At 44.7% G+C, this 24,556-nt stretch carries 21 protein-coding genes; 12 read left to right on the top strand and 9 right to left on the bottom strand.

Annotated features, from left to right (window positions below; all coding sequences use genetic code 11):
• Window positions 1-31: 31 nt before the first annotated feature.
• Together NCI00_RS02795 and NCI00_RS02790 are read right to left on the bottom strand one after the other, a co-directional pair.
• Entirely contained in the window at window positions 32-961 is a 930-nt protein-coding gene (locus tag NCI00_RS02795; RefSeq protein WP_253524802.1) for a hypothetical protein, read from the bottom strand.
• A 52-nt stretch (window positions 962-1,013) separates the two neighbouring features.
• Entirely contained in the window at window positions 1,014-2,459 is a 1,446-nt protein-coding gene (locus NCI00_RS02790; protein WP_253524800.1) for an AbfB domain-containing protein, read from the bottom strand.
• A gap of 58 nt (window positions 2,460-2,517) precedes the next feature.
• On the opposite strand from NCI00_RS02790, the gene NCI00_RS02785 reads away from it, so the two are divergent.
• The gene (locus NCI00_RS02785) at window positions 2,518-4,116 is read left to right on the top strand and encodes a hypothetical protein (RefSeq protein ID WP_253524797.1); all 1,599 of its coding nucleotides are present in this window, start codon (window positions 2,518-2,520) and stop codon (window positions 4,114-4,116) included.
• A gap of 172 nt (window positions 4,117-4,288) precedes the next feature.
• Here NCI00_RS02785 and NCI00_RS02780 read toward each other — a convergent pair whose 3' ends face one another.
• Both NCI00_RS02780 and NCI00_RS02775 read right to left on the bottom strand, forming a co-directional pair.
• Window positions 4,289-5,659 carry a TrpB-like pyridoxal phosphate-dependent enzyme gene (locus NCI00_RS02780; RefSeq protein ID WP_166559679.1) on the bottom strand — a complete coding sequence of 457 codons (1,371 nt, stop codon included), beginning with the start codon at window positions 5,657-5,659 and terminating at the stop codon, window positions 4,289-4,291.
• A gap of 131 nt (window positions 5,660-5,790) precedes the next feature.
• On the bottom strand, window positions 5,791-6,483 hold the full coding sequence (locus tag NCI00_RS02775) for an NUDIX hydrolase (protein WP_253524795.1): 693 nt from the start codon (window positions 6,481-6,483) through the stop codon (window positions 5,791-5,793).
• A 128-nt stretch (window positions 6,484-6,611) separates the two neighbouring features.
• Here NCI00_RS02775 and NCI00_RS02770 point away from each other — a divergent pair, with 128 nt between their 5' ends.
• The 10 genes from NCI00_RS02770 to NCI00_RS02725 all read left to right on the top strand — a co-directional run bounded on the left by NCI00_RS02770 (window position 6,612) and on the right by NCI00_RS02725 (window position 18,865).
• Complete coding sequence (locus NCI00_RS02770) at window positions 6,612-8,246, top strand: carboxylesterase/lipase family protein (RefSeq protein ID WP_253524793.1); 1,635 nt, start codon at window positions 6,612-6,614, stop codon at window positions 8,244-8,246.
• A gap of 40 nt (window positions 8,247-8,286) precedes the next feature.
• Window positions 8,287-9,894 carry a carboxylesterase/lipase family protein gene (locus tag NCI00_RS02765; RefSeq protein ID WP_253524791.1) on the top strand — a complete coding sequence of 536 codons (1,608 nt, stop codon included), beginning with the start codon at window positions 8,287-8,289 and terminating at the stop codon, window positions 9,892-9,894.
• Between the two features lie 150 nt (window positions 9,895-10,044).
• Window positions 10,045-11,235, top strand: a complete 1,191-nt coding sequence (locus tag NCI00_RS02760; RefSeq protein WP_253524789.1) for an esterase — start codon at window positions 10,045-10,047, stop codon at window positions 11,233-11,235.
• A gap of 76 nt (window positions 11,236-11,311) precedes the next feature.
• Window positions 11,312-12,310 (top strand): sugar phosphate isomerase/epimerase family protein, encoded by a 999-nt coding sequence (locus tag NCI00_RS02755; RefSeq protein WP_166559684.1) that lies wholly within the window; start codon window positions 11,312-11,314, stop codon window positions 12,308-12,310.
• Between the two features lie 115 nt (window positions 12,311-12,425).
• Window positions 12,426-13,454, top strand: a complete 1,029-nt coding sequence (locus tag NCI00_RS02750; protein WP_253524787.1) for an alpha/beta hydrolase — start codon at window positions 12,426-12,428, stop codon at window positions 13,452-13,454.
• 13 nt (window positions 13,455-13,467) lie between these two features.
• Entirely contained in the window at window positions 13,468-15,099 is a 1,632-nt protein-coding gene (locus NCI00_RS02745) for a sulfatase family protein (RefSeq protein ID WP_253524785.1), read from the top strand.
• 99 nt (window positions 15,100-15,198) lie between these two features.
• On the top strand, window positions 15,199-16,494 hold the full coding sequence (locus NCI00_RS02740) for a CitMHS family transporter (RefSeq protein WP_253524783.1): 1,296 nt from the start codon (window positions 15,199-15,201) through the stop codon (window positions 16,492-16,494).
• Window positions 16,495-16,507: 13 nt separating this feature from the next.
• Entirely contained in the window at window positions 16,508-17,164 is a 657-nt protein-coding gene (locus NCI00_RS02735; protein WP_253524781.1) for a transposase, read from the top strand.
• A 34-nt stretch (window positions 17,165-17,198) separates the two neighbouring features.
• Window positions 17,199-18,557, top strand: a complete 1,359-nt coding sequence (locus tag NCI00_RS02730; protein WP_253524778.1) for an acyclic terpene utilization AtuA family protein — start codon at window positions 17,199-17,201, stop codon at window positions 18,555-18,557.
• 2 nt (window positions 18,558-18,559) lie between these two features.
• A complete protein-coding gene (locus NCI00_RS02725) occupies window positions 18,560-18,865 on the top strand; it encodes an AtuA-related protein (protein WP_253524776.1) in 306 nt (101 codons plus the stop codon).
• Window position 18,866: 1 nt separating this feature from the next.
• On the opposite strand, the gene NCI00_RS02720 is transcribed toward NCI00_RS02725, so the two are convergent.
• The 4 genes from NCI00_RS02720 to NCI00_RS02705 form a co-directional block, all read right to left on the bottom strand.
• Window positions 18,867-20,063, bottom strand: a complete 1,197-nt coding sequence (locus NCI00_RS02720; RefSeq protein ID WP_253524774.1) for an MFS transporter — start codon at window positions 20,061-20,063, stop codon at window positions 18,867-18,869.
• Between the two features lie 86 nt (window positions 20,064-20,149).
• A complete protein-coding gene (locus tag NCI00_RS02715; protein WP_253524772.1) occupies window positions 20,150-20,716 on the bottom strand; it encodes a Crp/Fnr family transcriptional regulator in 567 nt (188 codons plus the stop codon).
• A gap of 111 nt (window positions 20,717-20,827) precedes the next feature.
• On the bottom strand, window positions 20,828-21,238 hold the full coding sequence (locus NCI00_RS02710; protein ID WP_253524770.1) for a putative toxin-antitoxin system toxin component, PIN family: 411 nt from the start codon (window positions 21,236-21,238) through the stop codon (window positions 20,828-20,830).
• Between the two features lies 1 nt (window position 21,239).
• The gene (locus NCI00_RS02705; protein ID WP_253524768.1) at window positions 21,240-21,446 is read right to left on the bottom strand and encodes a DUF8507 family protein; all 207 of its coding nucleotides are present in this window, start codon (window positions 21,444-21,446) and stop codon (window positions 21,240-21,242) included.
• A 188-nt stretch (window positions 21,447-21,634) separates the two neighbouring features.
• Here NCI00_RS02705 and NCI00_RS02700 point away from each other — a divergent pair, with 188 nt between their 5' ends.
• Complete coding sequence (locus tag NCI00_RS02700) at window positions 21,635-22,312, top strand: potassium channel family protein (RefSeq protein WP_166559692.1); 678 nt, start codon at window positions 21,635-21,637, stop codon at window positions 22,310-22,312.
• Window positions 22,313-22,415: 103 nt separating this feature from the next.
• Here NCI00_RS02700 and NCI00_RS02695 read toward each other — a convergent pair whose 3' ends face one another.
• Entirely contained in the window at window positions 22,416-24,455 is a 2,040-nt protein-coding gene (locus tag NCI00_RS02695; RefSeq protein WP_253524766.1) for a glycoside hydrolase family 3 protein, read from the bottom strand.
• Window positions 24,456-24,556 lie beyond the last annotated feature (101 nt).

The following is a 24,556-nucleotide window of genomic DNA, read 5'->3' as shown; positions in this document are numbered from 1 at the left end:
ATTTTTTAAAAATAAAACTTCCAATCTCACCTCATTGCTTTATTACCAACACATTAATATTTGTACCAGCCGTTATTGTCTCATTGTCTTCCCGCCTGATTTCCCAAACGGCTCCGTCCCATTTGGCATAATAACTGGTACTCGTTCCTCCAGCAATACCTGTGGCACGGGTAACAAATATCAAATCGGTTTGGGCATTTGCCGAGGTGGTAGGTATAGGCATAGAAAACACATTGGCATTTGCCTCTAACCGAAGTGCCGCAGGGCTGCTGCCTGATACTTTGATACCACCTTCTACGTGCAGGGCATTGCCGACTGATGCAATATGCAATTTTGCATCAGTCGGACTCATCGTTCCGATGCCTACGTTGCCATTGCCCTGTATCCGCATGAGTTCGTTGGAGCTACTGGCACTTGCACCTGCATAAAAAATATGAGCTTCGGTCGTATTGGGTATTTGGTAACGAATGCCTCCACCCACGCCAAAACCCGTAAACTCATGGTCGTTGTCGGCTTGTTCGACCATCACAATTTTACGGTTTGAAATGGTATTTTCAAATTGCAAAGGAGCGTTGGGCGTAAGATTACCAATGGCAAGAAAGCCTTTGGAGGATAATCTCATGGCTCGTTGAAATATGTTTGTATTAGGTTTTGTGATATCGAAAGATATGCCAGTAGCTCTTGATGTTGCGGTAAAGTTTTCTTCGGCAGCAATAATAATCCTTGCGTTGGGTATATTTGGCGTAGCTCCTGCTTCTCCTCTTGCGTTAATAAAGAACAAAACTCTTCCGCTCGTGACGGGTAATCCTTCATTGTTTGCACGGTAGGCACTGATACCAACATCGCCCACTCCTGTACTTTGAAGACTCAAAATACTTGGCGATACCGTAATACTCTGCCCAATAGCGGTAAAAGCGGCTGAAAGTAGAATAAGAAGGTAGCAAATAGTCGTTTTTTTCATGGGAGGATTGTGAAAGATTTCGTAATTACTTTGCTATAGAGCCATATTCAAGCTATTTTGATTGTCCATAGGCATTCATGTCTAAATTAACTGCCACAGTTTTCCAGAATTTGAATTGTTTCGTCTCGGTTTTGAGTTTACTATCATATTTTGTGTGTCCTTCACTTTTTATGTGTCTCAAATCAACGATTACTTCTATATCAAAAAACGCTACCCCATTGGCGTTTTTTGGGGCAAGGTAGGCAGCTTGAACCGGCAAATAAAGTCCTTTGCCCATGGCGGGGTCGGTTAAGCCGTACACATTATAGCCATAATAATTTTCTAATGTAAAAGCACCGATAAAACCATCCCAGAAACTCTGCCATTTATCCTTATCGGTGGCATCTTCCCATTTGTTATAAGGTTTTAAACCACCTGCTTCACCATCGTAGCAGCCCGTCATCCGGATAGTGTGCGTTGCCACATTGCCATTCATGGTGGGTGGGTCTAAAGTAAAACCTTTCACGATACGAGAAAATGTCTTATTCTCGGTTTTAGTCACATCTACCCCCCCACTGGGTCCATCTTTACTGGCACTAAGATTTACGTTAAACGTATTTTCCAAACTTGATGTCATCACTCCTTCGTCGGTGTTACTCACTTTAGGTACTTTTACCAATTGTACATTTGAGGAGTTGACAATGCGGACCGTAGCTTTTTCATAAAACCAGCCTCTTGCTTTTTTATTATTTTCATCCAGCCCCTCTAATTGGTCCCTTAGTAAAGAACCATCCAAGTCAACCACAATGACTTGCGAACCGCTATTGCTGACATGGATATTCGGCGTAACGGTAAGCGATAGATTCACGGCTTGTTTACCGGAGGTATAACCTTCACGAGTTTGGTTAAACGGGAGTGGATTCATAAACACGTGGATATTATCGGCAGAAAGCTTACCTGTGACAATATCCGCAATTTGACTTCCTTTTTGGACAAACGAAGCGTCGTTTTTATAGGCTACCTCTTCTGTTCGAGCTGCAATAGAAAGAAGGCCATTACTCATTGTTCGGATAAAGTGATTGGGGAAGTTAGACGATTCATAAGAATAGCCCTTGCCTGCTAAACCAGCAACTTGCCGAAAAGAGGCATCGGCCTTATCTAAATCACTGGAAAGTGTCGTCAACATAATTCGAGAATTCTGATGCCTCAAATACTTGCCCGGATTATTCACCGACTCGAAAGAAATACAATCCGCACACTTAGTATCTACCCCTTTCACAAGTATAAATGTGGCATCTTGCTTATCGATTTTTGTACTAAGTTTCGCAATTCTAACCCCGCTACTGGGGAGGTGCCTGACAAAAACATCAGGTTTGTTTATTACTTCTAATGAAATAAGTTGTGAGGTGGAAACACTTTGTGCTGCAACATTTGCAACACAAAAAACACTAATTAACACAATCGCCAAAACTTTAAAACTGTAACCGAAAAAAGCAAGGAGGTTGAAAAGAGAGTTCATTTGATAAAAGTTTAACTGGTTTGTGCCATGAAGTAAAAACCAAACCAGAAGATTTCCTTTGCAAAATCAGGTTTGCAAAGGATTTAATTTTGTAAAAGATTTTGCAAAAGGTATATTTATCAGCCTTTTTCCTGCTACTCATTCGTTTATGCTGCTTAAAGACAAAATTTATTTGCACGAGCTTCGCGAACAATTCTTACTTAAGGTTGTAGATGAATGGCCTTCCAAATGGCAAAAAGAGTTTGATGAATTCAGCAGTTTTGAGGCACTTAAAAGCAAAAATGCGTTTTTGGAAGCGCTGCTGGTCGATATAGAAGTAGTATTACACCGACAGCTCAACGGTGAAGCCAAAAACGAGCTGTTCAGTAAAGATTTCCTGCGCCGCTTTATTTTTGAATACGGCACCAAAGAAGTTCGTATCCAAACCCGTTCCCGCAACGTCATTGCGGTATATCTAGGTTATGCCAATTGGGATGATTTTCAGCAAAAAAACAACGACCTCGACCGCCAAAACATCCACATCAACTACGTCAACATCGAAGAATCCTTATTGCCTGCCCTTCGTAAAATGCAGGTAATACCGCTTTTGGATGAACCCTACACAACGTTTCAGGCAGTAAAACCGAGGTCTTCTGTTTCCAGATTTGTCTTTGGTTTTTTTTGGCTGATTGCTTTATCGGTTCTTTGTTATTTTAGCTTTGATTGGTGGCAAAACCGACCGTTTTCTTCCCAAGAGCTCAAAGAGGTGGAGTTCAAAGTCATCAAAACGGTGGGGCAGTACCCACAAGCGGCACGGATTTTTTATGATGTGTCGAGCCTGCCAAGGGTACAAAAAGTAGAAGTGGAGTTGGGCGTAGGGCAAGTCTTTAACGCCCAAAAAGTAAAAGCCTTTTTTACTGATTCTGAGAAATTGATAGATACCGTGGCGCAAACGTATTTTTATCCGGGTATTTATCGGCTTGTGCTGAAAGTAAACGGGCAAGCCATCAAAACACACCACCACGTAGTGTATTCAAAACCGTCTACTTGGTCTTCTTGGGGCTACGGGCTGGCTTACGAAAAGGCCTGGGCTACCAACATCAGTACCACCAAAGATTATATCGACAACGGGGTACTGCACTTTGACCCGCAGGCTTTCCCCAACGAAATCAAAGGTGAATTTGACTACCGGCAGGCTCTCCATGCCCTCACCCAAGATTTTGGGGTTTCTTTTGACAGCCTGACCATCGAAGCCCGCCTCAAAAACCCCGAAAACGAAGGGGGAGAAAGTTGTTATGATATGGAAATCAACGCTTTCGACAAAAACTTCAACGCGCTTGCCGTGAAGATTGTTCAGGAAGGCTGTACCGATTTTGCCCAATTGACCGTGGGGGCAAGTGTTTTTAGGCGGCAAACGCCGCACGCAGGCAAAAACGTAGACTTAGACCGGTTTGGAATCAATCACAATGAGTGGAATGTTTTGAAAATCAAGACACTGGGGTCTGAATTCTGGGTTTTTGTCAATGACAGAGAAGCGTATCAAGGCCATTTTAAGACCAAAGACCCCAGTACTGAGTTGGTGGATTTGCGCTTTTTATTCAAAGGCGCAGGTTCAATAGATTGGGTCAAAGTATCCAACTCTTATACGGGAAAAGTAGTGTATCAAACCGATTTTTGAAGCAAAAGCTAAATGGCCGCTTGCTCGCGTTTCTTTACTGGGCTTTTCTATTTGTTGATTATCAACACCTTGGTCAACGCAATAGCTCTTAAAATAGCGTTGAGATTTGAGTATCCATAAAAAAGAGAAGGCAGCAGCGCCTTCTCTTTTTGGTATGCTAGAAAGTTGAAAATTAAATACTTGGATAGCCTTCCAGCTCTTTTAGCCCGGATTTCAATTCTTCGTCGGTCAGGAAGTGGTCGGAGAGTTTGCCGTCAAAATAATCCATGTAGGCCTGCATATCCAGGAAGCCGTGTCCGCAGAGGTTGAACAATATGGTTTCCGATTTACCCTCTTCTTTGCAACGTTGGGCTTCACGGAACACTTGCGCAATGCCGTGCGTAGCTTCGGGAGCGGGGATGATGCCTTCGGCTTTAGCAAAAGCAATGCCCGCTTCAAAGCATTCCAACTGCTGAATGGCGTTGGCTTCAATGAGGCCGTCTTTCAACAATTGCGAACACAGCACCGACGCACCGTGGTAGCGCAAACCACCCGCGTGGATGGCCGCAGGGCGGAAATTGTGGCCCAAGGTGTACATTGGCAACAATGGCGTAAAACCAGCCGAGTCGCCGAAGTCGTAGCGGAATTCGCCTTTGGTCAATTTAGGGCACGATGCCGGCTCTACCGCGATGGCGCGTACTTTTTTGCCCTGCGTGATGTTTTGGTGCAGGAACGGAAACGAAATTCCCGCAAAGTTGGAGCCGCCACCCAAAGGCGCAATGACAATGTCAGGAAAATCGCCCGCCTTTTCCATTTGTACCAAGCATTCTTGTCCGATGATGGTTTGGTGCATGAGCACGTGGTTTAGTACACTACCGAGGGCGTATTTGCAGTTTTCGTCCTGCACGGCACATTCGATGGCTTCAGAAATGGCAATGCCCAAACTGCCGGGCGTGTCGGGGTACTGGGCCAGAATTTTACGGCCCGATTCGGTTAGCTCGGAAGGAGAAGGATAAATTTTGGCCCCAAACGACTCGATGAGTGCTTTGCGATAGGGTTTTTGGTTGTAGCTGATACGTACCTGAAACACCTCACACTCAATACCAAACATCTGACACGCAATGGCCAAGGCGGTGCCCCACTGCCCTGCACCCGTTTCGGTGGTGATACGCTTGACGCCTTCCATTTTGTTGTAGTACGCCTGCGCCACGGCCGTGTTGGTCTTATGACTGCCCGACGGGCTTACGCCTTCGTATTTGTAGTAAATTTTGGCGGGGGTGTCCAGCATTTTTTCGAGTCGATGCGCCCGAAACATTGGTGTAGGCCGCCATAATTTATAAATCTCACGTACTTCTTCGGGAATTTCAATGTAACGGTCCTGTGAGACTTCCTGCTTGATGAGTTCCATCGGAAACAACGGAGCCAAGTCGGCAGGGCCTACGGGTTGCTTCGTGCCCGGATGAAGCGGAGGCAGCGGTTTGTTGGGCATATCTGCCTGAATGTTGTACCAATGTCTCGGAATTTCATCTTCCGACAGCAGGATTTTGTACTGTTTTTCGGCCATGATTATTGGAATTAAGGGTGTTTGAAAATTTGCCGCTAAACATAAAAAGTATTTTTATGAGGCACAATGAAAATGCTCAGTATTTGTTTGATAATCCTGACAGGATTCATGACCACCGCCGATAGAGGTTATTAATCTTCAAAACTGTACAGATACGGTGCTTTATGGGCCTTGCCCAAATATTGCTTTTCGTGGCGTTTTAAAATCTCCAGACTGAGCATTTTTCGTTGAAATGTAGTTCGACGGATTTTTTCTCCCAAAATGGCTTCGTACACTTTTTGCAGGTCGTTCATGGTAAACCGGGCGGGCAACAAATTCATACCCACCAGTTTACGGTCTAGGTTGTCGCGCAGGGTTTGCAGGGCTTTGGCTACGATGTCGGCGTGGTCAAATATGAGCGGTGGCAGCGCATCAATGTCGTACCACTCGCACGAATCCGATAAGGCATCGGGTTGGGGAACTACCTCTTTATAATTGATTAGGGCATAATAGGCCACTGAAATGAACCGGTCGAGCAGCCATTCATATTTCTCCAAAGAATAGTTGCCAGATTCCAAAATCGTTTGCATGATTTCGGGTTTATAGCGGGCGGTATCTCCAAACGTATAAAATTGCTCCAAATAAATATTGTCTAGTCCCGTGCGCTCTTTCAATCCTCTCCGGACGGCGTCGTTCAGGTTTTCGTTTCGCTGGACAAAGCCGCCTGGCAACGCAAAGAATCCAGTATTATGGTACTCCATGATTAAGATTTTCAGCGAGCCTCCCGAAAAACCAAACACCACCGAGTCGAAGGCAATATTCGTTAAAAAGTCTTTTTGGTCCACCAATTCCAATGGTTAAGTTCAATTTTTTGTGGCAATCTACCAATTTTTTCAAAAATAAATAGGGAATTTTCAAAAAGTGAATTATTATTGTCACAAATTGAGACAATGAATAAAATTAACCCAAAAAAATGAAAAGAAAAGGCTATTTGTTAGGGGTGCTTTGCTTGTTGAGCGGCGCTGTGCTGGCACAAGGAAATAACGCTTTTGCGGTACAGACAACCATCGAAAACGGAATCATTGAAGGAAATTACGATACCAAAACGGGCATTCAGACCTACTTTGGCGTACCGTTTGCCAAGCCACCCGTCGGAAATCTGCGCTGGAAAGCGCCCCAACCCGCCGACAATTGGCAGGGTGTGAAAGAAACCAAAAAATTTAGCCCACGTCCTATGCAGAAAATTGTGTTTGGCGATATGAATTCCCGCTCCAACGGCCTGAGTGAAGATTGCCTTTATCTCAATGTTTGGACGCCTGCCAAACGAAACACCAAAGGGTTGCCTGTGCTATTGTACTACTACGGAGGCGGCAATGCCGCGGGCGACGGCTCCGAGCCCCGCTACGACGGTGAGTCAATGGCCAAGAAAGGAATCGTGGTCGTTACGTGCAATTACCGTCTCAATATTTTTGGATTTTTGGCGCACCCCGAACTCTCAGCCGAAGCACCTTATAAAGCATCGGGCAACTATGGAATGTTGGACCAGTCGGCGGCGCTGAAATGGGTGGAGAAAAACATTGCCGCTTTTGGAGGTGACCCCAAAAAAATAACCATCGCGGGTGAGTCGGCGGGCTCAATTGCCGTCAGTATGCAGATGTCTTCGCCCTTGTCACGCGGGCTCATCGCGGGCGCCATCGGCGAAAGCGGTGCGGGTATTAATCCTACCATGGCTCCTGTACCTTTGGCCGATGCCGAAAAAATGGGCGTGGATTTCTTGAAAAAATCAGGTGTGGCAAGCATCAAACAACTGCGGGCGTTGTCGTCAAGAGAGGTTTATGAACTGTTTGATGAATCAAAAATGTTTGGCTTCCCTATCGTGGTTGATGGGTATTTCCTTCCCAAAACGATTCCTCAAATCTTTGTGGCCAAAGAGCAAGCGCAGGTGCCGTTGTTGTTGGGCTGGAACTCCGCCGAAATCCCGGGCATGGCTTTCATGCAAGGCCAACCGTATAAAGAGGAAAACTACGTAGCGCGGGTGAAAAAGGAATACCCCAACGATTTTGAAGAAGTGCTGCAACTCTATCCGCATGGTTCAGAAAAAGAAATTGAACTCTCTGCCACGGCTTTGGCCGCCGACCGTTTTATTTCTTATAGTACTTGGAAATGGTTTGATTTACACCGTAACAACAGCGCCCAGCCCGTATATCGCTATTTATACAGCAAGCTGCGTCCTGAGTTGGTGGATAAATCATTGACTTCAGGCCTAGCGGGAGGAACCGTAAGAGCCGATGGCCCCGCGCCCAAAGCACCCAAGGCCGTAGGCGCTCCGCACGCCTGTGAAATTGAGTATTGCATGGGTAATCTGCACCTTGTGAAAGATTATGCTTGGACAGCCGATGATTACAAAGTCTCGGACACAATGCTCAATTTCTTTGCTAATTTCATTAAAACCGGCAACCCCAACGGCGATAAACTCCCCGAATGGCCCGTTGCCAAAGCGGGGGATGCTACGCCGCCTGTGATGATTTTGGATACGGAATCCAAAGCCGAAAAAGCCACAAACGATGCGCGTTATTTATTTTTAGACAAAGCCTACGGGAATAAATAACGAATCAATTTAACCTATCAGTTTTACTACTTATTAAACAATGAAAAGACTCATTTTTCCACTTTTGCTGGCCGCAACTTGTGTGTCACAACCTATGCAGGCCCAACTTCAAACGGGCGAAAATGTAGCCGTCACAAATACCGACGCGGGCAAAGTGAGAGGCTATATTCACAACGGAATCTTTACGTATAAAGGTATACCGTATGCAGAAGCCAAGCGTTTTGAAGCCCCCCAAAAGCCAAAGCCTTGGAGCAATGTACGCAGCTCAATGACCTATGGCCCCGTGGCTCCGCTCATGGATCCAACGACCTCTGTAATGGACGAATCTGAGTTTGTTTTTAACCACAATTGGGGCTATACAAGCGAAGACTGTATGCGTATCAATGTTTGGTCGCCAAGCATAAACGACGGCAAAAAACGGCCTGTATTATTTTGGATTCACGGGGGAGGTTTTACGGCAGGTTCTTCGCAAGAATTACCTTCGTACGATGGGGAGAATCTGGCTAAAAAAGGGGATGTTGTCGTGGTTTCTATCAACCACCGCTTAAATATTTTAGGCTATTTGGACTTGTCAGCTTACGGTGATAAATACAAACAATCGGCTAATTTGAGCGTATTGGACATGAAAGCCGCTTTGGAATGGGTAAAAACAAACATTTCAAACTTTGGCGGTGACCCCAACAACGTAACCATCTTCGGGCAGTCGGGTGGAGGAGCGAAAGTAAACACCCTGATGGCGATGCCATCGGCCAAAGGTTTATTCCACAAAGCCATCAACCAAAGTGGGTCGTTTCGCGCGGCCATGCTCGACAAAAAAACAACCCAAGCCATTGGTGCAGAAGTGCTTAAAGAACTTAACATTGCTGCCGATAAAGTGGACGATGTTCAGAATGTACCTTTCCAAACCCTGAGCGACGCAGGCAAAAAAGCCCTCAAAACCATTGCCGATAAATTGAAAGCCGAAGGCAAGCCCGTCATTGGGTTTGGTTTGAGCTGGGGGCCGAGCGTAGACGGTGAGGTCCTCCCATATCAATTGTTTTCAAATGAAGCGTTTGAGTTATCAAAAAACATTCCTTTGCTCATTGGAACCACTAAAAATGAATTTTCGGCCTTCCGTGCAGCACCAGCCAACAGTACCCCAGAACAAGTACTAGAATTGGTAAAGAAAACGTATGGTGACAAAGCCGATGCGTATATCGCTGCGGCCAAAAAGGCCTTTCCTGAAGATACCAAACCTTCTGCCGTTTTGGACATTGACGTGATGTTTCGTCCGGGGGCAGTGGTGCAGGCCAAGCAAAAGTCGTCGTTGGCAGGGGGAGCACCCGTTTATATGTTCATGTTTACTTGGCAGTCGCCTGTGATGGACGGAAAATACAAGGCTGTTCACTGTATGGAAATTCCGTTTGTCTTCAACAACATTGCGCGCTGTGAAGAAATGACGGGTGGTGGCAAAGACGCATATGTGTTGGCCGATAAAATAAGCCAATCGTGGATTAATTTCGCCAAAACAGGCAATCCAAACCATGCAGGGCTTCCAAAATGGGAACCTTATACGGCCGAGAAAGGAACAACGATGTTTTTCGACAATAAGTGTAACATTCGTTATCACCACGACGAAGAATTATTGAAGGTCGTTGCTCCCCAATAATTTTTTCTTACCTATCAAAGTTCAATTCAATTCGTTTCGTCACCGTCAGAGGGTTGCAAAACTCGCTGGCGGTGTCATTTAATGTTAAAAACGACATTGTTTATTCAAGAAAAAGGCAGATTCCACTCAATTAAACTTTCCTTTCAAAACATGAAAAAATCGTTTGTTTTACTTTTTAGCTTAGTATTGAGCCACTTAGCTTTTACGCAAGAAGCTCTTTTCAATGCCGCCGACCTAAAGTCGCCCGAAATCAATGCGGATAAAACGGTTACGTTCCGCTTTTTTGCCCCAAAAGCAGACTCTGTTTTTATAACAGGTGATTTTCTGCCTACCATGAAGGTCAAATCACGTTTTGGTTTGGTAGATGTGCCCAAACCTGCTTTGATGCAAAAAGATGCTAAAGGCGTCTGGACTTTTACTTCCGACGCCCTCGCCCCTGAATTGTATTCGTATTCGTTTACGGTGGACGGGCTGCGTAGCATCGACCCCAACAACCCGTTCTTAAATCGTGACGTAGCGACCGTTACTAATATTTTTATAGTGGGAGGGCCGCAGGCAGACTTTTACAAGGTTAATGATATTCCCCACGGCAGTGTCACCCGACGTTGGTACGACTCACCAGGCCTTGGCATCGACCGCCGAGTTACTATCTACACTCCTCCAGGCTATGAAAGTAGCAACGCTACCTATCCAGTACTTTATTTATTACACGGCGCAGGTGGAGATGAAGAGGCTTGGATAGCCCTTGGACGCACTGCCCAAATCATGGATAATCTGATAGCCCAAGGTAAAGCGAAACCAATGATTGTGGTAATGCCCAACGGGAATGCCTCGCAAGATGCCGCCCCTGGCGAAGGGAACACAGGCTTCTACAAACCGCAATTTATGGCACCTCGTACCATGGAAGGCTCTTATGAGGCGGCTTTTATGGATATTGTAAAATTTGTAGAAAAAAGCTACCGAGTGAATGCTAAAAAAGAAAGCAGAGCCATTGCGGGTTTATCCATGGGAGGCTTTCATTCAATGCACATTTCAAGGTTTTATCCAAACACTTTCGACTACGTGGGCTTGTTTTCCGCAGCCATTATGCCCCGTGAAGATGCTACCGCAAAGGTGTATAGCAACATTGACGAAACTTTGAAAGTGCAAAAAGAAAACGGCACCAAGCTCTATTGGATAGCAATCGGTAAAACAGATTTCCTTTATCAAGCCAATGTAGATTTCCGTAAAAAATTAGATGGAATGGGGATGAAATACGAATATGTGGAATCAGAAGGTGGGCATATTTGGAGAAACTGGCGGGTATATTTAACCCAATTTGTTCCGAAATTATTTAATTAATCAGGAAAAGATAGGGACGTTTTTCTTTTATTAAAAACTTACAAAACCTTAATTCATTATTAAATCCCAATCACCAATGAATACACAAATATCCCGCCGCGATTTTATGGCAATGGCTTCGCTCACCGCAATGGGTGGATTAATGAATTTCAACAAAGCATGGGCATTAGGCGAGAAGCCTAACTCTAAATTCAAAGGAGTTCAGATTGGGGCCATTACTTATTCGTTTCGCAGTATGCCCCACGACGTCGATAAATTAATCCAATTTTGCATTGATTCCAACCTGAGTGCCATCGAATTGATGGGAGATTCGGTGGAAGAATACGCTGGAAAACCAAAATCACCTGTTCGGATGGGTCCCCCGCCCGCAGGAGGTGGACGCCCGCAACTGACCGACGAACAACGTGCTCAGTTGGCGGAGTACAACAAGCAGGTAGCCGAGTGGCGCAGTACGGTTTCGATGGATAAATTCAAAGAGGTGCGTAAGAAATTCGACAAGGCAGGTATCTCTATCTATGCTTTCAAACCTAACGCTTTTGGGGTAAACAACACCGACGCCGAAGTAGAATACGGTATGAAAGTAGCCAAAGTCTTGGGAGCAACCTCTGTGACACTAGAACTACCCACCGATCCAAAACAGACGCAACGTTTGGGTGATTTGGGGGCTAAAAACAAGGTGTATGTAGGTTACCACAACCACACCCAAGCTACTGATACCCTGTGGGATAACGCATTGAGCCAATCTCCTTATAATTCGATTAATTTTGACTGTGGGCACTACCTTGCGGCGGGTGGCAAAAACACCAAAGAAGCGCTCATGAAATTTATCGAAAACAAACATGACCGTATTTCGACGATGCACTTAAAAGACCGTACCACGCCCGAGCACGGCGCAGGTAACTTGGTTTGGGGAACGGGCGATACCCCTATTCGTGAAATATTGTTGATGATTCGTGACCGCAAATATAAATTCCCCGTTTCGGTGGAGCTTGAGTATCAAATTCCCGAAGGCTCGGATGCGGTCAAAGAAGTAGCAAAATGCGTTGCTTTTGCTAAGAATATTTTGATGAGCTAAGGCATTTTTTGTCAAACCGACGATAGAATGGGGACGCCCGTATGGGTATCTGCCACTACTACTCACCCTCCCGAAAGTTTTAAACTTTCGGGAGGTTTTTTAATAAACTAACCCGATGAAAAAAATACTCTTTTTACTCCTAATCTTTAGCTCCTCCGTCGGGGTGCAGGGGGCTTTTGCCCAATCTGGCAAAGTCGTCAGCTTTGTCCTCAACTCCCAAGCCCTTCAAAACACAGGAGGCGAAGACCCCAACCGGAAGGTTTCAGTCTATCTTCCACCCAATTACGACGCATCTACGCAACGTTATCCCGTCATTTATTACTTGCACGGCTTCATGGGGAAAGACAATATTTTTCCTCAAATGCAGGCCATCCTCGACGAAGGCATCAAACGCAACAAAATTCGTCCCTTCATTTTTGTGCAAGCCGACCACTACACACTTTACGAGGGTAGTTTTTACTCAAATTCTTCATTGACTGGCAACTGGGATGAGTTTGAATCAAAAGAACTCGTTGAATACATGGACAAAAACTTCCGAACCCTTGCCACTCGCGAAAGCCGTGGAATAGCAGGCCATTCGATGGGAGGCTATGGGGCGTTCAAGATTGGGATGTTGCATCCCGAAGTTTTCAGCAGTATTTATGCCTTGAGCCCAGGTTTGTTGGCCATGGTCAAAGAATTTGGCCCCAACAGCCCCTCATTCAAAGAAGTACAAAACGTAAAAACGCAAGAAGAATTAAAGAAGACTTACTATCCAAAAGTATTGGTGGCGGTGGCTCGTGCGTGGTCGCCAAACCCAAACAAACCACCCTTTTACTGTGATTTCCCATTTAGCTACGAAGGTGATAAAATGATAGTGAATCAAGCCGTTTTGGAGAAATGGGAGGCCAATATGCCCGTGTATATGGTCAACAAATACGCGGATAATCTACGAAAAATGACCGCTATTAAACTTGACTGGGGACGAAATGACTCACCCCGTTTTCCCGTTCAAATCGGGATGTTGAGTCAGCGGTTAGAAAATTTGGGTATCAATCACTTTGCCGAAGAATATATTGGCGACCACGGCAATAAAATCTGGTCTCCAGACGGTCGCGTTTTGAATGATTTGTTACCGTTTTTTAATGATTATTTGAAATTTTGACAAGCTAGTATTCATGAAAAAAATCACCCTTTCTATCGCTGCCGTAGCAGTCATTGCTATTGGTATATTTTCGTTCAAACAAGCCTCCGAGAAAAATCGTCATCAGGTGGCACGCCGACCTAATATCGTCTTCATTATGTCAGACGACCATGCGTATCAGGCGATTTCGGCGTATAGCAACCGACTTACCCAAACCCCCAACATCGACCGAATTGCCAAGGAAGGGATGCTTTTTAGCAATGCCTGTGTCACCAACTCCATTTGCGCGCCATCGAGAGCCGTTATTTTGACAGGAAAACACAGTCACTTAAACGGAAAAATCGACAATAATTTTCCGTTTGACACCACCAATATGACTTTCCCACAGCTTCTTCAAGCCAATGGCTACGAGACGGCGATGTTCGGGAAATTACACTTTGGAAATAGTCCCAAAGGATTTGACGAGTTTAAGATTTTGCCCGACCAAGGTGACTATTACAATCCCGACTTTATCACCAAAAAAGAGGGTAAAAAGAAAATTATGGGCTATGTCACAGACATCATCACCGACCTGACGCTCAACTGGCTCAAAAAAGAGCGTAACCCAGAAAAACCGTTCTTTTTGGCTTATTTGCACAAAGCGCCTCACCGCGAATGGCTTCCTGCCGAACGCCACTTCAAGGAATTTATCAACAAAAAATTTCCTGAACCTGCCACGCTTTTTGACAATTATGAAGGTCGCGGAAGTGCCTCAAAGCAAGCCGAAATGAACCTTCTGACGCACATGAACTGGGCGGGTGATTCCAAAATCAAGCCCGAAAACATGGATAAATTGGGCATCAAAGAGTCGCACCCGTACGATAAACGCAATTATAACTACACCGTTGGCCGAATGAATGCCGAACAGCGTAAGGTGTGGGATGCAACCTACGACAAAATGAACGAAGAGTTCATCAAAAATTATCCCAAAATGAGCGAAACCGACAAAATGAAATGGCGGTATCAGCGCTACATGCAAGATTATTTGGGCTGTATCGCCTCGGTAGATGAAGGCGTCGGCAAGGTTTTAGACTTTTTGAAAGAGAATGGCCTAGAAGAAAATACGATTGTTGTCTACACCTCCGACCAAGGTTTTTATTTGGGTGAGCACGGCTGGTTTGACAAGCGTTTTATTTTTGATGAATCGTTCAAAACTCCTTTGTTAATAAAGTGGCCTGGTGTGATAAAAGCGGGGTCAAAAAATAGCCAAATGGTTCAAAATCTGGACTATGCTCAAACGTTTTTGGAGGCTGCGGGTGTAAACCCCCCTGCTGATATGCAGGGCGAAAGCCTGATTCCTATTTTTAAGGGCCAAGGCAAAAATTTCAGGGATGCCGCCTATTACCATTATTACGAATATCCAGGTATACACATGGTAAAACGCCATTACGGAATCGTGACCGAAAAATACAAATTGGTTCATTTTTATCATGATGTGGATGAATGGGAGCTGTATGACCGTACCAACGATAAAAACGAGCTTAAAAACGTTTATAACGACCCCAAATACGCCAAGATAAAAACAGAAATGCACAAAAAATTGGCTGATCTCCGTGTCAAATACAAAGACTCCGAAGCACTAGATAAGATGTATATTGAGAAATATAAACAGTTGAATAGACGCTAATTAATAACACTTTTTCACACAGATAGCTCCAGATTAAATAGCCACCGAATTCTGTAAAAACATCTGTGAAAATCTGTATGAAAAGTAAAATTTAAGAGAATGCTTTCCCTCCTCGGTTTTGCTACGATTCTTGTCTTTTTGGTGCTAATCATGACAAAAAAAATGTCGGTGATGACAGCCTTGGTCATTACACCCATTGTTTTTGGATTGTTGGCGGGTTTTCAGCCCAAAGAGCTCGGCGATTTTGCCTTGGCGGGTATTAAGCAAGTAGCACCCACAGGGGTACTTTTGATGTTTGCGGTGTTGTACTTTGCCACCATGCTCGATGCGGGATTGTTTGACCCCGTCATTGCCGTTATTATCAAATCGGTAAAAGGCGACCCGCTCAAAGTGATTATGGGAACGGCCATTCTTACCATGATTGTTCACCTCGATGGCGACGGTACGGCGACATTTATGATTGTGTTATCGGCATTTTTGCCCATTTACAAACAACTGAAAATCAACCGAAAAATCTTGGCGAGCATCGTTGCATTGAGCGTTGGGCCGTTGCATTTGGTTCCGTGGTCGGGTACATCTGCTCGTGCCATTTCTACACTCAAAAGCGATGCCGTTCACATTTTCAACCCCAACATTCCTGCCATTGTAGCAGGTATTGTTTGGGTACTTTTTGTTGCCTATTTATTTGGACAAAAAGAACGAAAACGCCTCGGAATTATTGAGTTTGAGTACAGTCACAAAGACAATTTAAGCACAGAACAGCATCATTTACGTCGACCAAAACTACTTGTACTCAACGCTATTTTGACCATTGCGCTTATTGTAGCTTTGACCAAAGGGTGGATTCCTGCCCCAGTACTGTTTGTGGTAGCGAGCATGGTTGCGTTACTTATTAATTACCCAAAACTCGCTGATCAACATAAGGTTGTCAAAAGCCACGGCACCAATATATTTTTGGTATCAAGCATGATTTTTGCCGCAGGCGTCTTTTCAGGAATCTTGACGGGGGCTAAAATGATTGACGCCATGGCCAATTCTTTGGTAGCGCTCATTCCTCAACAACACGCTAGTTGGCTGCCTACCTTGACTGCGCTCACGAGCTTGCCTGCAAGTATTCTTTTTACTCCTGATGCCTACTACTTTGGCGTAGTTCCCATTTTGAGCCAAACCGCTACCCAATTTGGGCTAGACCCACTAGAAATTGGGCGCGCGGCTTTACTAGGGCAAATGACGGTTGGCTTTCCCATCAGTCCGCTCACGGCTTCTACGTTTCTGCTGGTTGGCCTTGCCGAGGTGGATTTAGGTGAACACCAACGCCATACGTTTTTCTGGGCGTGGGGCACTACGATTGTGATGACGTTGATTGCGCTGTTAACGGGGTCGATTCATTTGTAAAATGATTGCCGTAATGATGGAAAAATTTCAAAATAAATACCGTATTGCGTCGGCACGTGCATCGTGGTGGGACTATGGGTGGAATGGTGCCTATTTTATCACTATTTGTACCAAAAATCGCGAGCACTTTTTTGGTAAAATTATCAATCATAAAATGCAATTATCGTCCATCGGTGTTCTCGCCGACGTATTTTGGCACGAGATTAAAAACCATGCAAAAAATATTGAATTAGGCGCATTTGTGGTTATGCCAAATCATATTCATGGGATTTTGATTCTGGATAAACCTGAAAATGAATCGTTTATCAATAATGTCGTTGGCGATAACGTCCGCGATAACGATAACGTCCGTAATAACGATAACGTCCGTAATAACGTAGAGACAAGGCATGCCTTGTCTCTACCGTCAATACAACCGCAATCGCCTGCCCAACAACGGTTTCAAAATCAGGGACAAAATACCGTTTCGTCTATTATTGGTTCCTATAAATCCGCTGTTACAAAACACTGTAATAGGTTGCAACTGACAGATAATGAAGGGGTTGTGTTCGGTTGGCAATCCAGGTTTCATGACCATATTATCCGAAACGACGCGGAATACCAACGAATTAATGATTATATCGAAAACAATCCCAAAAATTGGGATAACGACAAATTTTATACATTGTAGAGACACGCCTTGTCTCTACGGGCAATAAATAACAATGAAAAATCAAATCAGAATAGGTTGCGGGGCAGGCTTTTCGGGTGATAGATTAGAACCTGCCATGATTTTGGCCGAACAAGGAAATTTAGATTATTTGGTGTTAGAATGTTTGGCCGAGCGCACGATTGCCCTTGCCCAAAAACGGAAACTTGCTGACCCCGCCAAAGGGTATGACCCGTTGCTGGAACGTCGCATCGAAGGGTTATTGCCCATTTTGGTTAAAAATAACGTTCGTCTCATTACCAACATGGGAGCCGCCAACCCCATGGAAGGCGCAAAGAAAATTATCGAAATTGCTAACAAACAAGGGATTCCTGTAAAAGTAGCGGCAGTTATCGGCGATGAATTGAGTGATAAGTTAAAAGTGATGAGTGATGATATTTTTAAGTTCAATAACGAAAACTTTGCTGTTGAACTAATTAAAAATCACTCATCCCCCAGCGCTCATCCCTCCCCACTCATTTCGGCCAATGCGTACATGGGGGTAGAAGGAATTTTGGAAGCGTTAAAATCAGATGCAAATATCATTATTACGGGACGAGTGGCTGACCCGTCCCTGTTTTTAGCTCCCATGATTCATGAGTTTGGTTGGGCTACCGACGATTACAATCTGCTAGGTCAAGGAACCGTTGTGGGGCATTTGTTGGAATGTGCAGGACAAGTGACTGGGGGGTATTTTGCCGACCCAATCACAAAACCTGTGACAAACATGGACACCTTGGGACACCCCTTTGCCGATGTTTTTGCCGATGGTTCGGCCATCATTAGCAAGGTAGAAGGTACGGGTGGAGTCGTTAATCTAGCTACGGTCAAAGAACAATTATTGTACGAAGTCGTCAATCCTTTTTCCTATCTCACTCCCGATGTTTCGGCCAATTTTACCACGGTTCAATTGGAAGAAATTTCCGAAAACCAAGTCAAAGTATGGGGTGGAACAGGCCAAGAAAAACCTTCGACACTCAAAGTAAGCGTGGGTTATCAGGCTGGTTTTCTGGCTGAAGGCGAAATTTCGTACGCGGGTCAAAATGCACTCGCTCGGGCAAAATTAGCAGGCGATACCCTTGAAAAAAGGCTCAAAGCCGATTTCCCCGATTTGCGAACAGATTACGTTGGGGTCTCAGCCATCCACCGTACCGATTTTGCACACCAAATTGAACCTTATGAAGTGAGATTACGAGTAGCGGCCAATGCTGATACCGCCCAAAAAGCCGCCCTGATTGGCGAAGAAGTAGAAGCCCTTTACACCAACGGTCCAGCGGGCGGAGGCGGCGCCAGGAAATACGTTACCGAACTCGTCGGTATTGTATCGGTTTTGGTGGATAGAAAAAAAGTGATTCCAGAAGTGATAATATTTTGAATATGAAGCTCTACCACATTGCCCACAGCCGCGCAGGAGATAAAGGCAATATCTCTACCCTCTCGCTGATTCCGTATGATGCAAAAGATTATGAACTTTTGTGCCAAAAAGTAACGGCAGAAAGAGTGAAAGAACATTTAAAAGAAATCGTATTTGGCGAAATAATTCGGTACGAAATGCCCCATATTTCGTCGTTGTTGTTTGTTTGTCAAGATGCCTTATTGACAGGAGTAACGACCTCTTTGGCCATAGATACTCACGGGAAAGCGTTGAGTTATGCGTTGTTAGAAATGGAGATTGAGTCATAGTCTACTTCATCCTGAATAAAATCACAAGAGCCGAAAGGGCGGTTAAACCACCGACGCCAACGATGGATGCGTCAATCCCCAGCGAATCGGCAACGATACCCGTGAGCAAAGCACCGATGGCATAGCCTAAATCTCGCCAAAATCGAAAAGTACCCAGACTTTCGGCGCGTTGGAGGGGATTGGTATAATCAGAAATGGCATTCAGAAAAGTGGGATAAACCAGTGCCGTTCCCATGCCTAAAAATATTCCAATCAGTGTAAATTGGAGAAAGTTACTGGCCCAAATCAACGCCACGATACCAGCGGCTTGGAGGAGCATTCCCCAAAAGAGGAGCATCTTCTTGGCGTAAATGTCAGAAAGTTTGCCCGTAACCAACTGACTCAGCCCCCAAACTGAGGGGTAAACGGCGGTCAAAATGCCGATTTGGGCGGGGGTAAAGTGCTTGGTTAGCAGAAGCAACGGCAATATTCCCCAAATCATGCCGTCGTTGAGGTTGTTGATTAAACCCGCTTGGGTGATGGCACTTAATGATTTATGACGAAAAGTAGTATCCCAAAACGGACTTTTCAGCGTTGGAATACTGCTTTTTTGGTTTTCCTTAGAAACATGCTGACGCGTATCTTTGACAAACAACAAAGTCAGACCTAATCCCATCGTGGCAAATCCAATGCCCAAGTAAAAAGGATACGGTCTAACTCCATAACGTTCAGCAATATAGCCAGTCAGGAAGGCCACCAGCCCTACCGAAAGATAACCCGCAAATTCGTTGATACCGACCGCCAGTCCCCGATTTTTGTCGCCGACGAGGTCAATTTTCATCATCACCGCCGCGCTCCAACTCAACCCCTGATTTATACCTAACAGGATATTACCAATCACAATCCACGACCAACTGGGCGCATAAATCAGAATAAACGGCACGGGTAAGGCAAACAGCCACCCAATCACCAATAGCCTTTTTCGTCCCAACGAGTTGGCGAGTTTACCCGTAAAATAGTTAACAATGGCTTTGGTAATGCCAAACGTAACGATGAATGATAAAAGCGCGGTTTTGGAAGCGATGCCAAATTCTTGCTCGGCGAGTTGCGGCAGAATCGAGCGTTCAAGCCCAATCATACCGCCCACAAAGGCATTGATGATGACCAAAAGGGCAAACTGCCGTCCATTTTCTTTGAGTCCTAATTGAATGGTTTCCATGCGAGGATGTTAATTTCCCCACAAAGGTCAGCCCCTAGAAAACGGATTCCTTTTACATTTGTTAAATAATCGAAACGTCAACGAGGCTATTTGAGGGTAGCGCGAATTCGGCTGAGACTCACTTGCGTAATGCCCAGATAAGAAGCAATGTATTTGAGCGGTACGCGTCGTAGGAGGTCGGGGGCTTCGTGTAGGAGGGCTGAATAGCGCTCTTCGGCGGTATGAAATTGCAGACTTTCCATGCGATTTACGGTTTCGACGTAGCCTTTTTCGAAGATTTTCCGAAAGAGCCGCTCAATAGACGGATGAATATCGTAGAGTTTGAAAAGTTGGGTTGCATTGATGGCAATCAGCTCGGTATCTTCAATGATTTGGATGGCTTTACGCGACGGTTTTGTGGTAAAAAGACTCTCTACGCGGGCAATAATGCTGTTTTCAAAAGAAAATGACTCTGTAATGTCGATGTCATCTTTATAATAATAAATACGCGCAATGCCTTTTTTTACAAAGTAAATGGTGCGGCAGGTATGCCCGATGGGTTGTAATTCTTCATTTTTTTTGAGATGAACCACCGAGCATATCTCCCGAATCGCTTCTTGTGCATCGGTCGAGAGGGGTTGAAATTGGGCAAAAAAACGAAAAAGTGTCTCCATTTTGTAAAGATAATGGAAGGAGCCTAGGTGAATAATGGTGTTCTGTTTTTTACATGCAATTGAGCTCAGAAATTTTAACGATTGAGGTAGTTTTAATGGAAGGCTACAACATTAAATTTTTATAAACTCTTTAAACTCAGTAAATTTTAAAACAGGAATTTTAGGAAAAGGAATTTTGTCTAATACACTGAAATGCCGGTCATCACTCACAATGCAGTGGGCATTGGTAGCAAAAGCGCAATTTACAAATTTGTCATCATCAGCATCTTGTATAATTAGACGAAGATCAAAGTATACTTCAGTACGGTGTACATTGGGTAGCAGGAGCAAAGCCCCAATGACTAGTTCAGCGGTTGTAGAATCGTAAATCTTTGTGATTATTTCTTCATATTCCAGAAGAATATCAGTCGAAACACACAACGTGATTTGATTATTAAACAATAAATCGAAGATGAAATTAGAAAATGAACGCCCAGAAATTGCCCTTACAAAAATGTTTGTGTCGATGACTACTCGAATCATTTCAGGTATTTGGCTTTAGGAGTTCGTTGATTTTTTCGTCACTATAGTTTTTGTTATCCCAAATGGCATCAGCTCTTTCGCGTGCTTTTTCAAAAAGATATTTTGCAATTAATACCTTGATTTCGTTCAAGTGTTCGTCAGAAACTCCCGCACTGTATAGTTTGAGCAGTTCCATTTGGAGGTTAGATAATGGAGCTTGTAGTTTCATAAATTTCTTATTTTTTACAAATTTACGGTTTAATTCTTAACAAATAACTCAGATAAAAAAGGATGTATATTTGGGTAATCATCAGCAGTTTATTCTCAAATGAGCAGGTGGTATGACGTTGTCATGACTATGATAACTCTAAAGGAGGCTTGAATTCATGTTTAATCTCTTAATTTTACAGTTTCACGATGAAAGAAGCAGATACCCCCCGACCTACAAACAGATTAGGGCTTTTGAATTTGCTGGTGCTGGTGCTTTCTATTTATGTCTTAGGCGCACTGACCATTGATACGGTTTATGTGTTGCCCAAAGAAACATCATTGTTGCTAAACTACATCGACAATACCATTTGCGTTTTTTTCTTTGTGGAATTCTGCATCCGATTTTATCAAGCCGAAAACAAACGAAAGTTTATGCGTTGGGGCTGGATTGACCTCATTTCCAGCATTCCGATGGTTGATTTTCTGCGGGCTGGAAGGCTATTACGGCTCATCAGATTGCTGCGCCTCATTCGCGCTTTTCGGTCTATTCATCAGTTGCTTCATCACCTTTTTCACAACAAAGCGCAGGGCGCGTTCACTTCCGTTTCCATTCTTGCGGTTTTGCTGATTATTTTTTCGGCCATCGGTATTTTGCAGGTTGAAAAAGATCCCAACAGCAACATCAAAACCGCCGAAGATGCCCTTTGGTGGGCGTATGTTACCATCACAACCGTAGGCTACGGCGACAAATACCCCGTCACGACCGAGGGTAGGCTGATTGCGGTGGTTTTAATGACGGGTGGGGTAGGCCTTTTTGGAACTTTCACGGCCTATGTTGCATCGTGGTTTGTCATTCATCCTACCAACAAAGAAGAAGAAAAATGATTGGGCAAAAAAGACTTTCCAAGTTTGATTAATTGCTTGAACGTAAATCTGGGGAGTGTGTCGGCGGACCGACTGACGCATTCCCCAGATTTATGCGGAACCCCTAATAGCTCAATCCATCTCCAAATTTAAAGAGTGCGTAGCCCTTGTTTTCGAGATGGCCCGGTACGTCTGACTTGTTTTCGACCACGGCCTGTTCAGAAATGGGCGTCGAAAACGGCATCTTGCCCGTGGGCTTAAATGCTCCACTTATGATGTCAATCAGGGCGTCGGTGGTGGTGCCGAAGGTAGCCAAAACGGTCTTGGTATTATCCATGTCTAACTCATTAATTACCCATGGACTGGTATAGTTGATGGCCACAATGGTGGGTTTGCTTTTGATAAGTTCGTTGACGTGAGCCACGTCGATTTTGTTTTTTGAAAGGCTCAATTCAATTGGTTTGCCAGCAGAACTGAACAGACTTCCGCCGCTCGGAATCAGCCACAGCAGCACTGCATCGGCTTCTTCTTTGGTGGCCACAAACTCAATCGTGGGGTGGGTAGAGGTTGGTTTATAGACCGTTACTGGGTTGGGCGTGCGTCCGTTGTTGTAGTAGGTTTCAAAATAAACTTTCGTGCGGCGCGCAGTGGTTTGGGCTTTGAGGGGCAGCAGTTTCGCGTCGTTGCGGAGCAGCACAATGGACTTGCGCAAGGCCAAATCACCTTTTTTCTGAAATTCGGCATTGCCTACTATTTTAGAGGCGGCCTCGGTATCCACGTACGGATTTTCAAAAAGGCCCAGTTCAAATTTTTCTTTTAATAGTCGGCTGATGGATTCGTTGATTCGCTCTTCTTTTACCAAGCCTTTTTTGACCGTTTCCAACAAAATAGCGGGGTCGGCACCGCCCGAAAAAATATCAACGCCGGCTTCGATGGCTTTTTGGTAGCGCTCAACAATCGTGAGGTTTTCTACGCCCCAAGGCATCATGTCAATGGGGCCAGTATCGGAGTTGATAATGCCTTTGAAGCCGAGTTTTTTACGTAATAAATCGTTGATAATGGCTTTGTTGTACGAAAATCCCACGGCTTCCATACTCTTGTCTTTGGGGGCCGAATAGTACGGCATGATGGAAGATGTGCCCGCTTCGATGGCCGCTTTGAAAGGCTTCAAGTGGTACTCAAACATCCCGCCCGGATAATGCGCAAACTTGCCCCACTCAAAGTGTGAATCCTGGCCGTCGACTTGCGGACCGCCGCCGGGGAAGTGTTTTGTGGTCATCGCGACCGAGTTTTTGCCCAGTTTGGTGCCTTGAAAACCCAGCACAATTTCGCGAATCATGTTGGCCGACAAATCGGCATCTTCACCAAAAGTGCCTTCCACGCGTTGCCAGCGGGGTTCGGTGGCCAAATCGGCCATGTACATATAGCCTTTGCGCAAGCCTACCGCCGACCATTCTTGGGCGGCAATTTCGGCAAATTCACGGGTAAGTTTCAGGTCCCGCATGGCCGCCATACCCAATTCGCCGGGCCATTTAGAAAATACCGTTGTGCCTACACTCAAGCCGACAGAGGCGTCAATCGTCACGTGGTTGCGTGGGTTTGACGCGACAATGGCAGGAATGCCCAAACGGGAGGTTTCGCACAACGCTTGTAAATTATTGGCCCAATCAGCCATGATTTTGGCGGAAGTGTTGGCCCGTAAAATAAAATGACGCAAGTGGAAATTCATGACCCCTTTGGTGGTACCCGCCGCCGACATCATTGGCGTAGGCAAAGGCTTGCGGGTAAACATATTATTTGGTTGTACTAAATCTTCTTCATTGAAATCACTCGTAATTTCTCCCCTAGTTGCATTAGCCTGAAACGCCTGATCGCCTTTCAAACGCGTTGTACTGATAATCATAAAGCCGATTTTTTCCTCCATCGTCATCTGAGAAATCAAGTCGTTGATTCTGACCTCGTTGGACAATCGCCAGTCTTCGTATTTATCGAGTTTGCCGTTTTTGTTTAAATCTTTAAATTGTAATCCGTTAACGGTCAGTAACTTTGCTGAACGGTATCCGAGAGACGGCTGCGTTTTTATCTGCGCCCAAACCGCATTGGAAGCAAACAACAGCACTCCCAAAAGAAGCGATGGCGTAGAGAGCAATTTAGTAGATTTCATAGGTTATGCGTTTTTGAAGTTGAGGCTTAACGTAAGTATAATTAAACCAAGGTACAGTTTGAACGATTCGGGAATTTATCCCACTTTTTTTGTTGATTTTA

This window comes from Runella salmonicolor (assembly GCF_024158025.1).
In the GTDB taxonomy this organism is placed as follows: Bacteria; Bacteroidota; Bacteroidia; order Cytophagales; family Spirosomataceae; genus Runella; species Runella salmonicolor.
The sequence above is the reverse complement of the archived record's forward strand: the minus strand, read 5'-3'. Positions and strand labels throughout refer to the sequence as shown.

Coding starts and splice junctions, on each gene's coding strand:
- NCI00_RS02705 (WP_253524768.1), bottom strand. CDS start 21,446: ATGAAACTACAAGCTCCATTATCTAACCTCCAAATGGAACTGCTCAAA.
- NCI00_RS02715 (WP_253524772.1), bottom strand. CDS start 20,716: ATGGAGACACTTTTTCGTTTTTTTGCCCAATTTCAACCCCTCTCGACC.
- NCI00_RS02730 (WP_253524778.1), top strand. CDS start 17,199: ATGAAAAATCAAATCAGAATAGGTTGCGGGGCAGGCTTTTCGGGTGAT.
- NCI00_RS02790 (WP_253524800.1), bottom strand. CDS start 2,459: ATGAACTCTCTTTTCAACCTCCTTGCTTTTTTCGGTTACAGTTTTAAA.
- NCI00_RS02760 (WP_253524789.1), top strand. CDS start 10,045: ATGAAAAAATCGTTTGTTTTACTTTTTAGCTTAGTATTGAGCCACTTA.
- NCI00_RS02780 (WP_166559679.1), bottom strand. CDS start 5,659: ATGGCCGAAAAACAGTACAAAATCCTGCTGTCGGAAGATGAAATTCCG.
- NCI00_RS02765 (WP_253524791.1), top strand. CDS start 8,287: ATGAAAAGACTCATTTTTCCACTTTTGCTGGCCGCAACTTGTGTGTCA.
- NCI00_RS02735 (WP_253524781.1), top strand. CDS start 16,508: ATGATGGAAAAATTTCAAAATAAATACCGTATTGCGTCGGCACGTGCA.
- NCI00_RS02725 (WP_253524776.1), top strand. CDS start 18,560: ATGAAGCTCTACCACATTGCCCACAGCCGCGCAGGAGATAAAGGCAAT.
- NCI00_RS02740 (WP_253524783.1), top strand. CDS start 15,199: ATGCTTTCCCTCCTCGGTTTTGCTACGATTCTTGTCTTTTTGGTGCTA.
- NCI00_RS02710 (WP_253524770.1), bottom strand. CDS start 21,238: ATGATTCGAGTAGTCATCGACACAAACATTTTTGTAAGGGCAATTTCT.
- NCI00_RS02700 (WP_166559692.1), top strand. CDS start 21,635: ATGAAAGAAGCAGATACCCCCCGACCTACAAACAGATTAGGGCTTTTG.
- NCI00_RS02750 (WP_253524787.1), top strand. CDS start 12,426: ATGAAAAAAATACTCTTTTTACTCCTAATCTTTAGCTCCTCCGTCGGG.
- NCI00_RS02770 (WP_253524793.1), top strand. CDS start 6,612: ATGAAAAGAAAAGGCTATTTGTTAGGGGTGCTTTGCTTGTTGAGCGGC.
- NCI00_RS02795 (WP_253524802.1), bottom strand. CDS start 961: ATGAAAAAAACGACTATTTGCTACCTTCTTATTCTACTTTCAGCCGCT.
- NCI00_RS02695 (WP_253524766.1), bottom strand. CDS start 24,455: ATGAAATCTACTAAATTGCTCTCTACGCCATCGCTTCTTTTGGGAGTG.
- NCI00_RS02720 (WP_253524774.1), bottom strand. CDS start 20,063: ATGGAAACCATTCAATTAGGACTCAAAGAAAATGGACGGCAGTTTGCC.
- NCI00_RS02755 (WP_166559684.1), top strand. CDS start 11,312: ATGAATACACAAATATCCCGCCGCGATTTTATGGCAATGGCTTCGCTC.
- NCI00_RS02745 (WP_253524785.1), top strand. CDS start 13,468: ATGAAAAAAATCACCCTTTCTATCGCTGCCGTAGCAGTCATTGCTATT.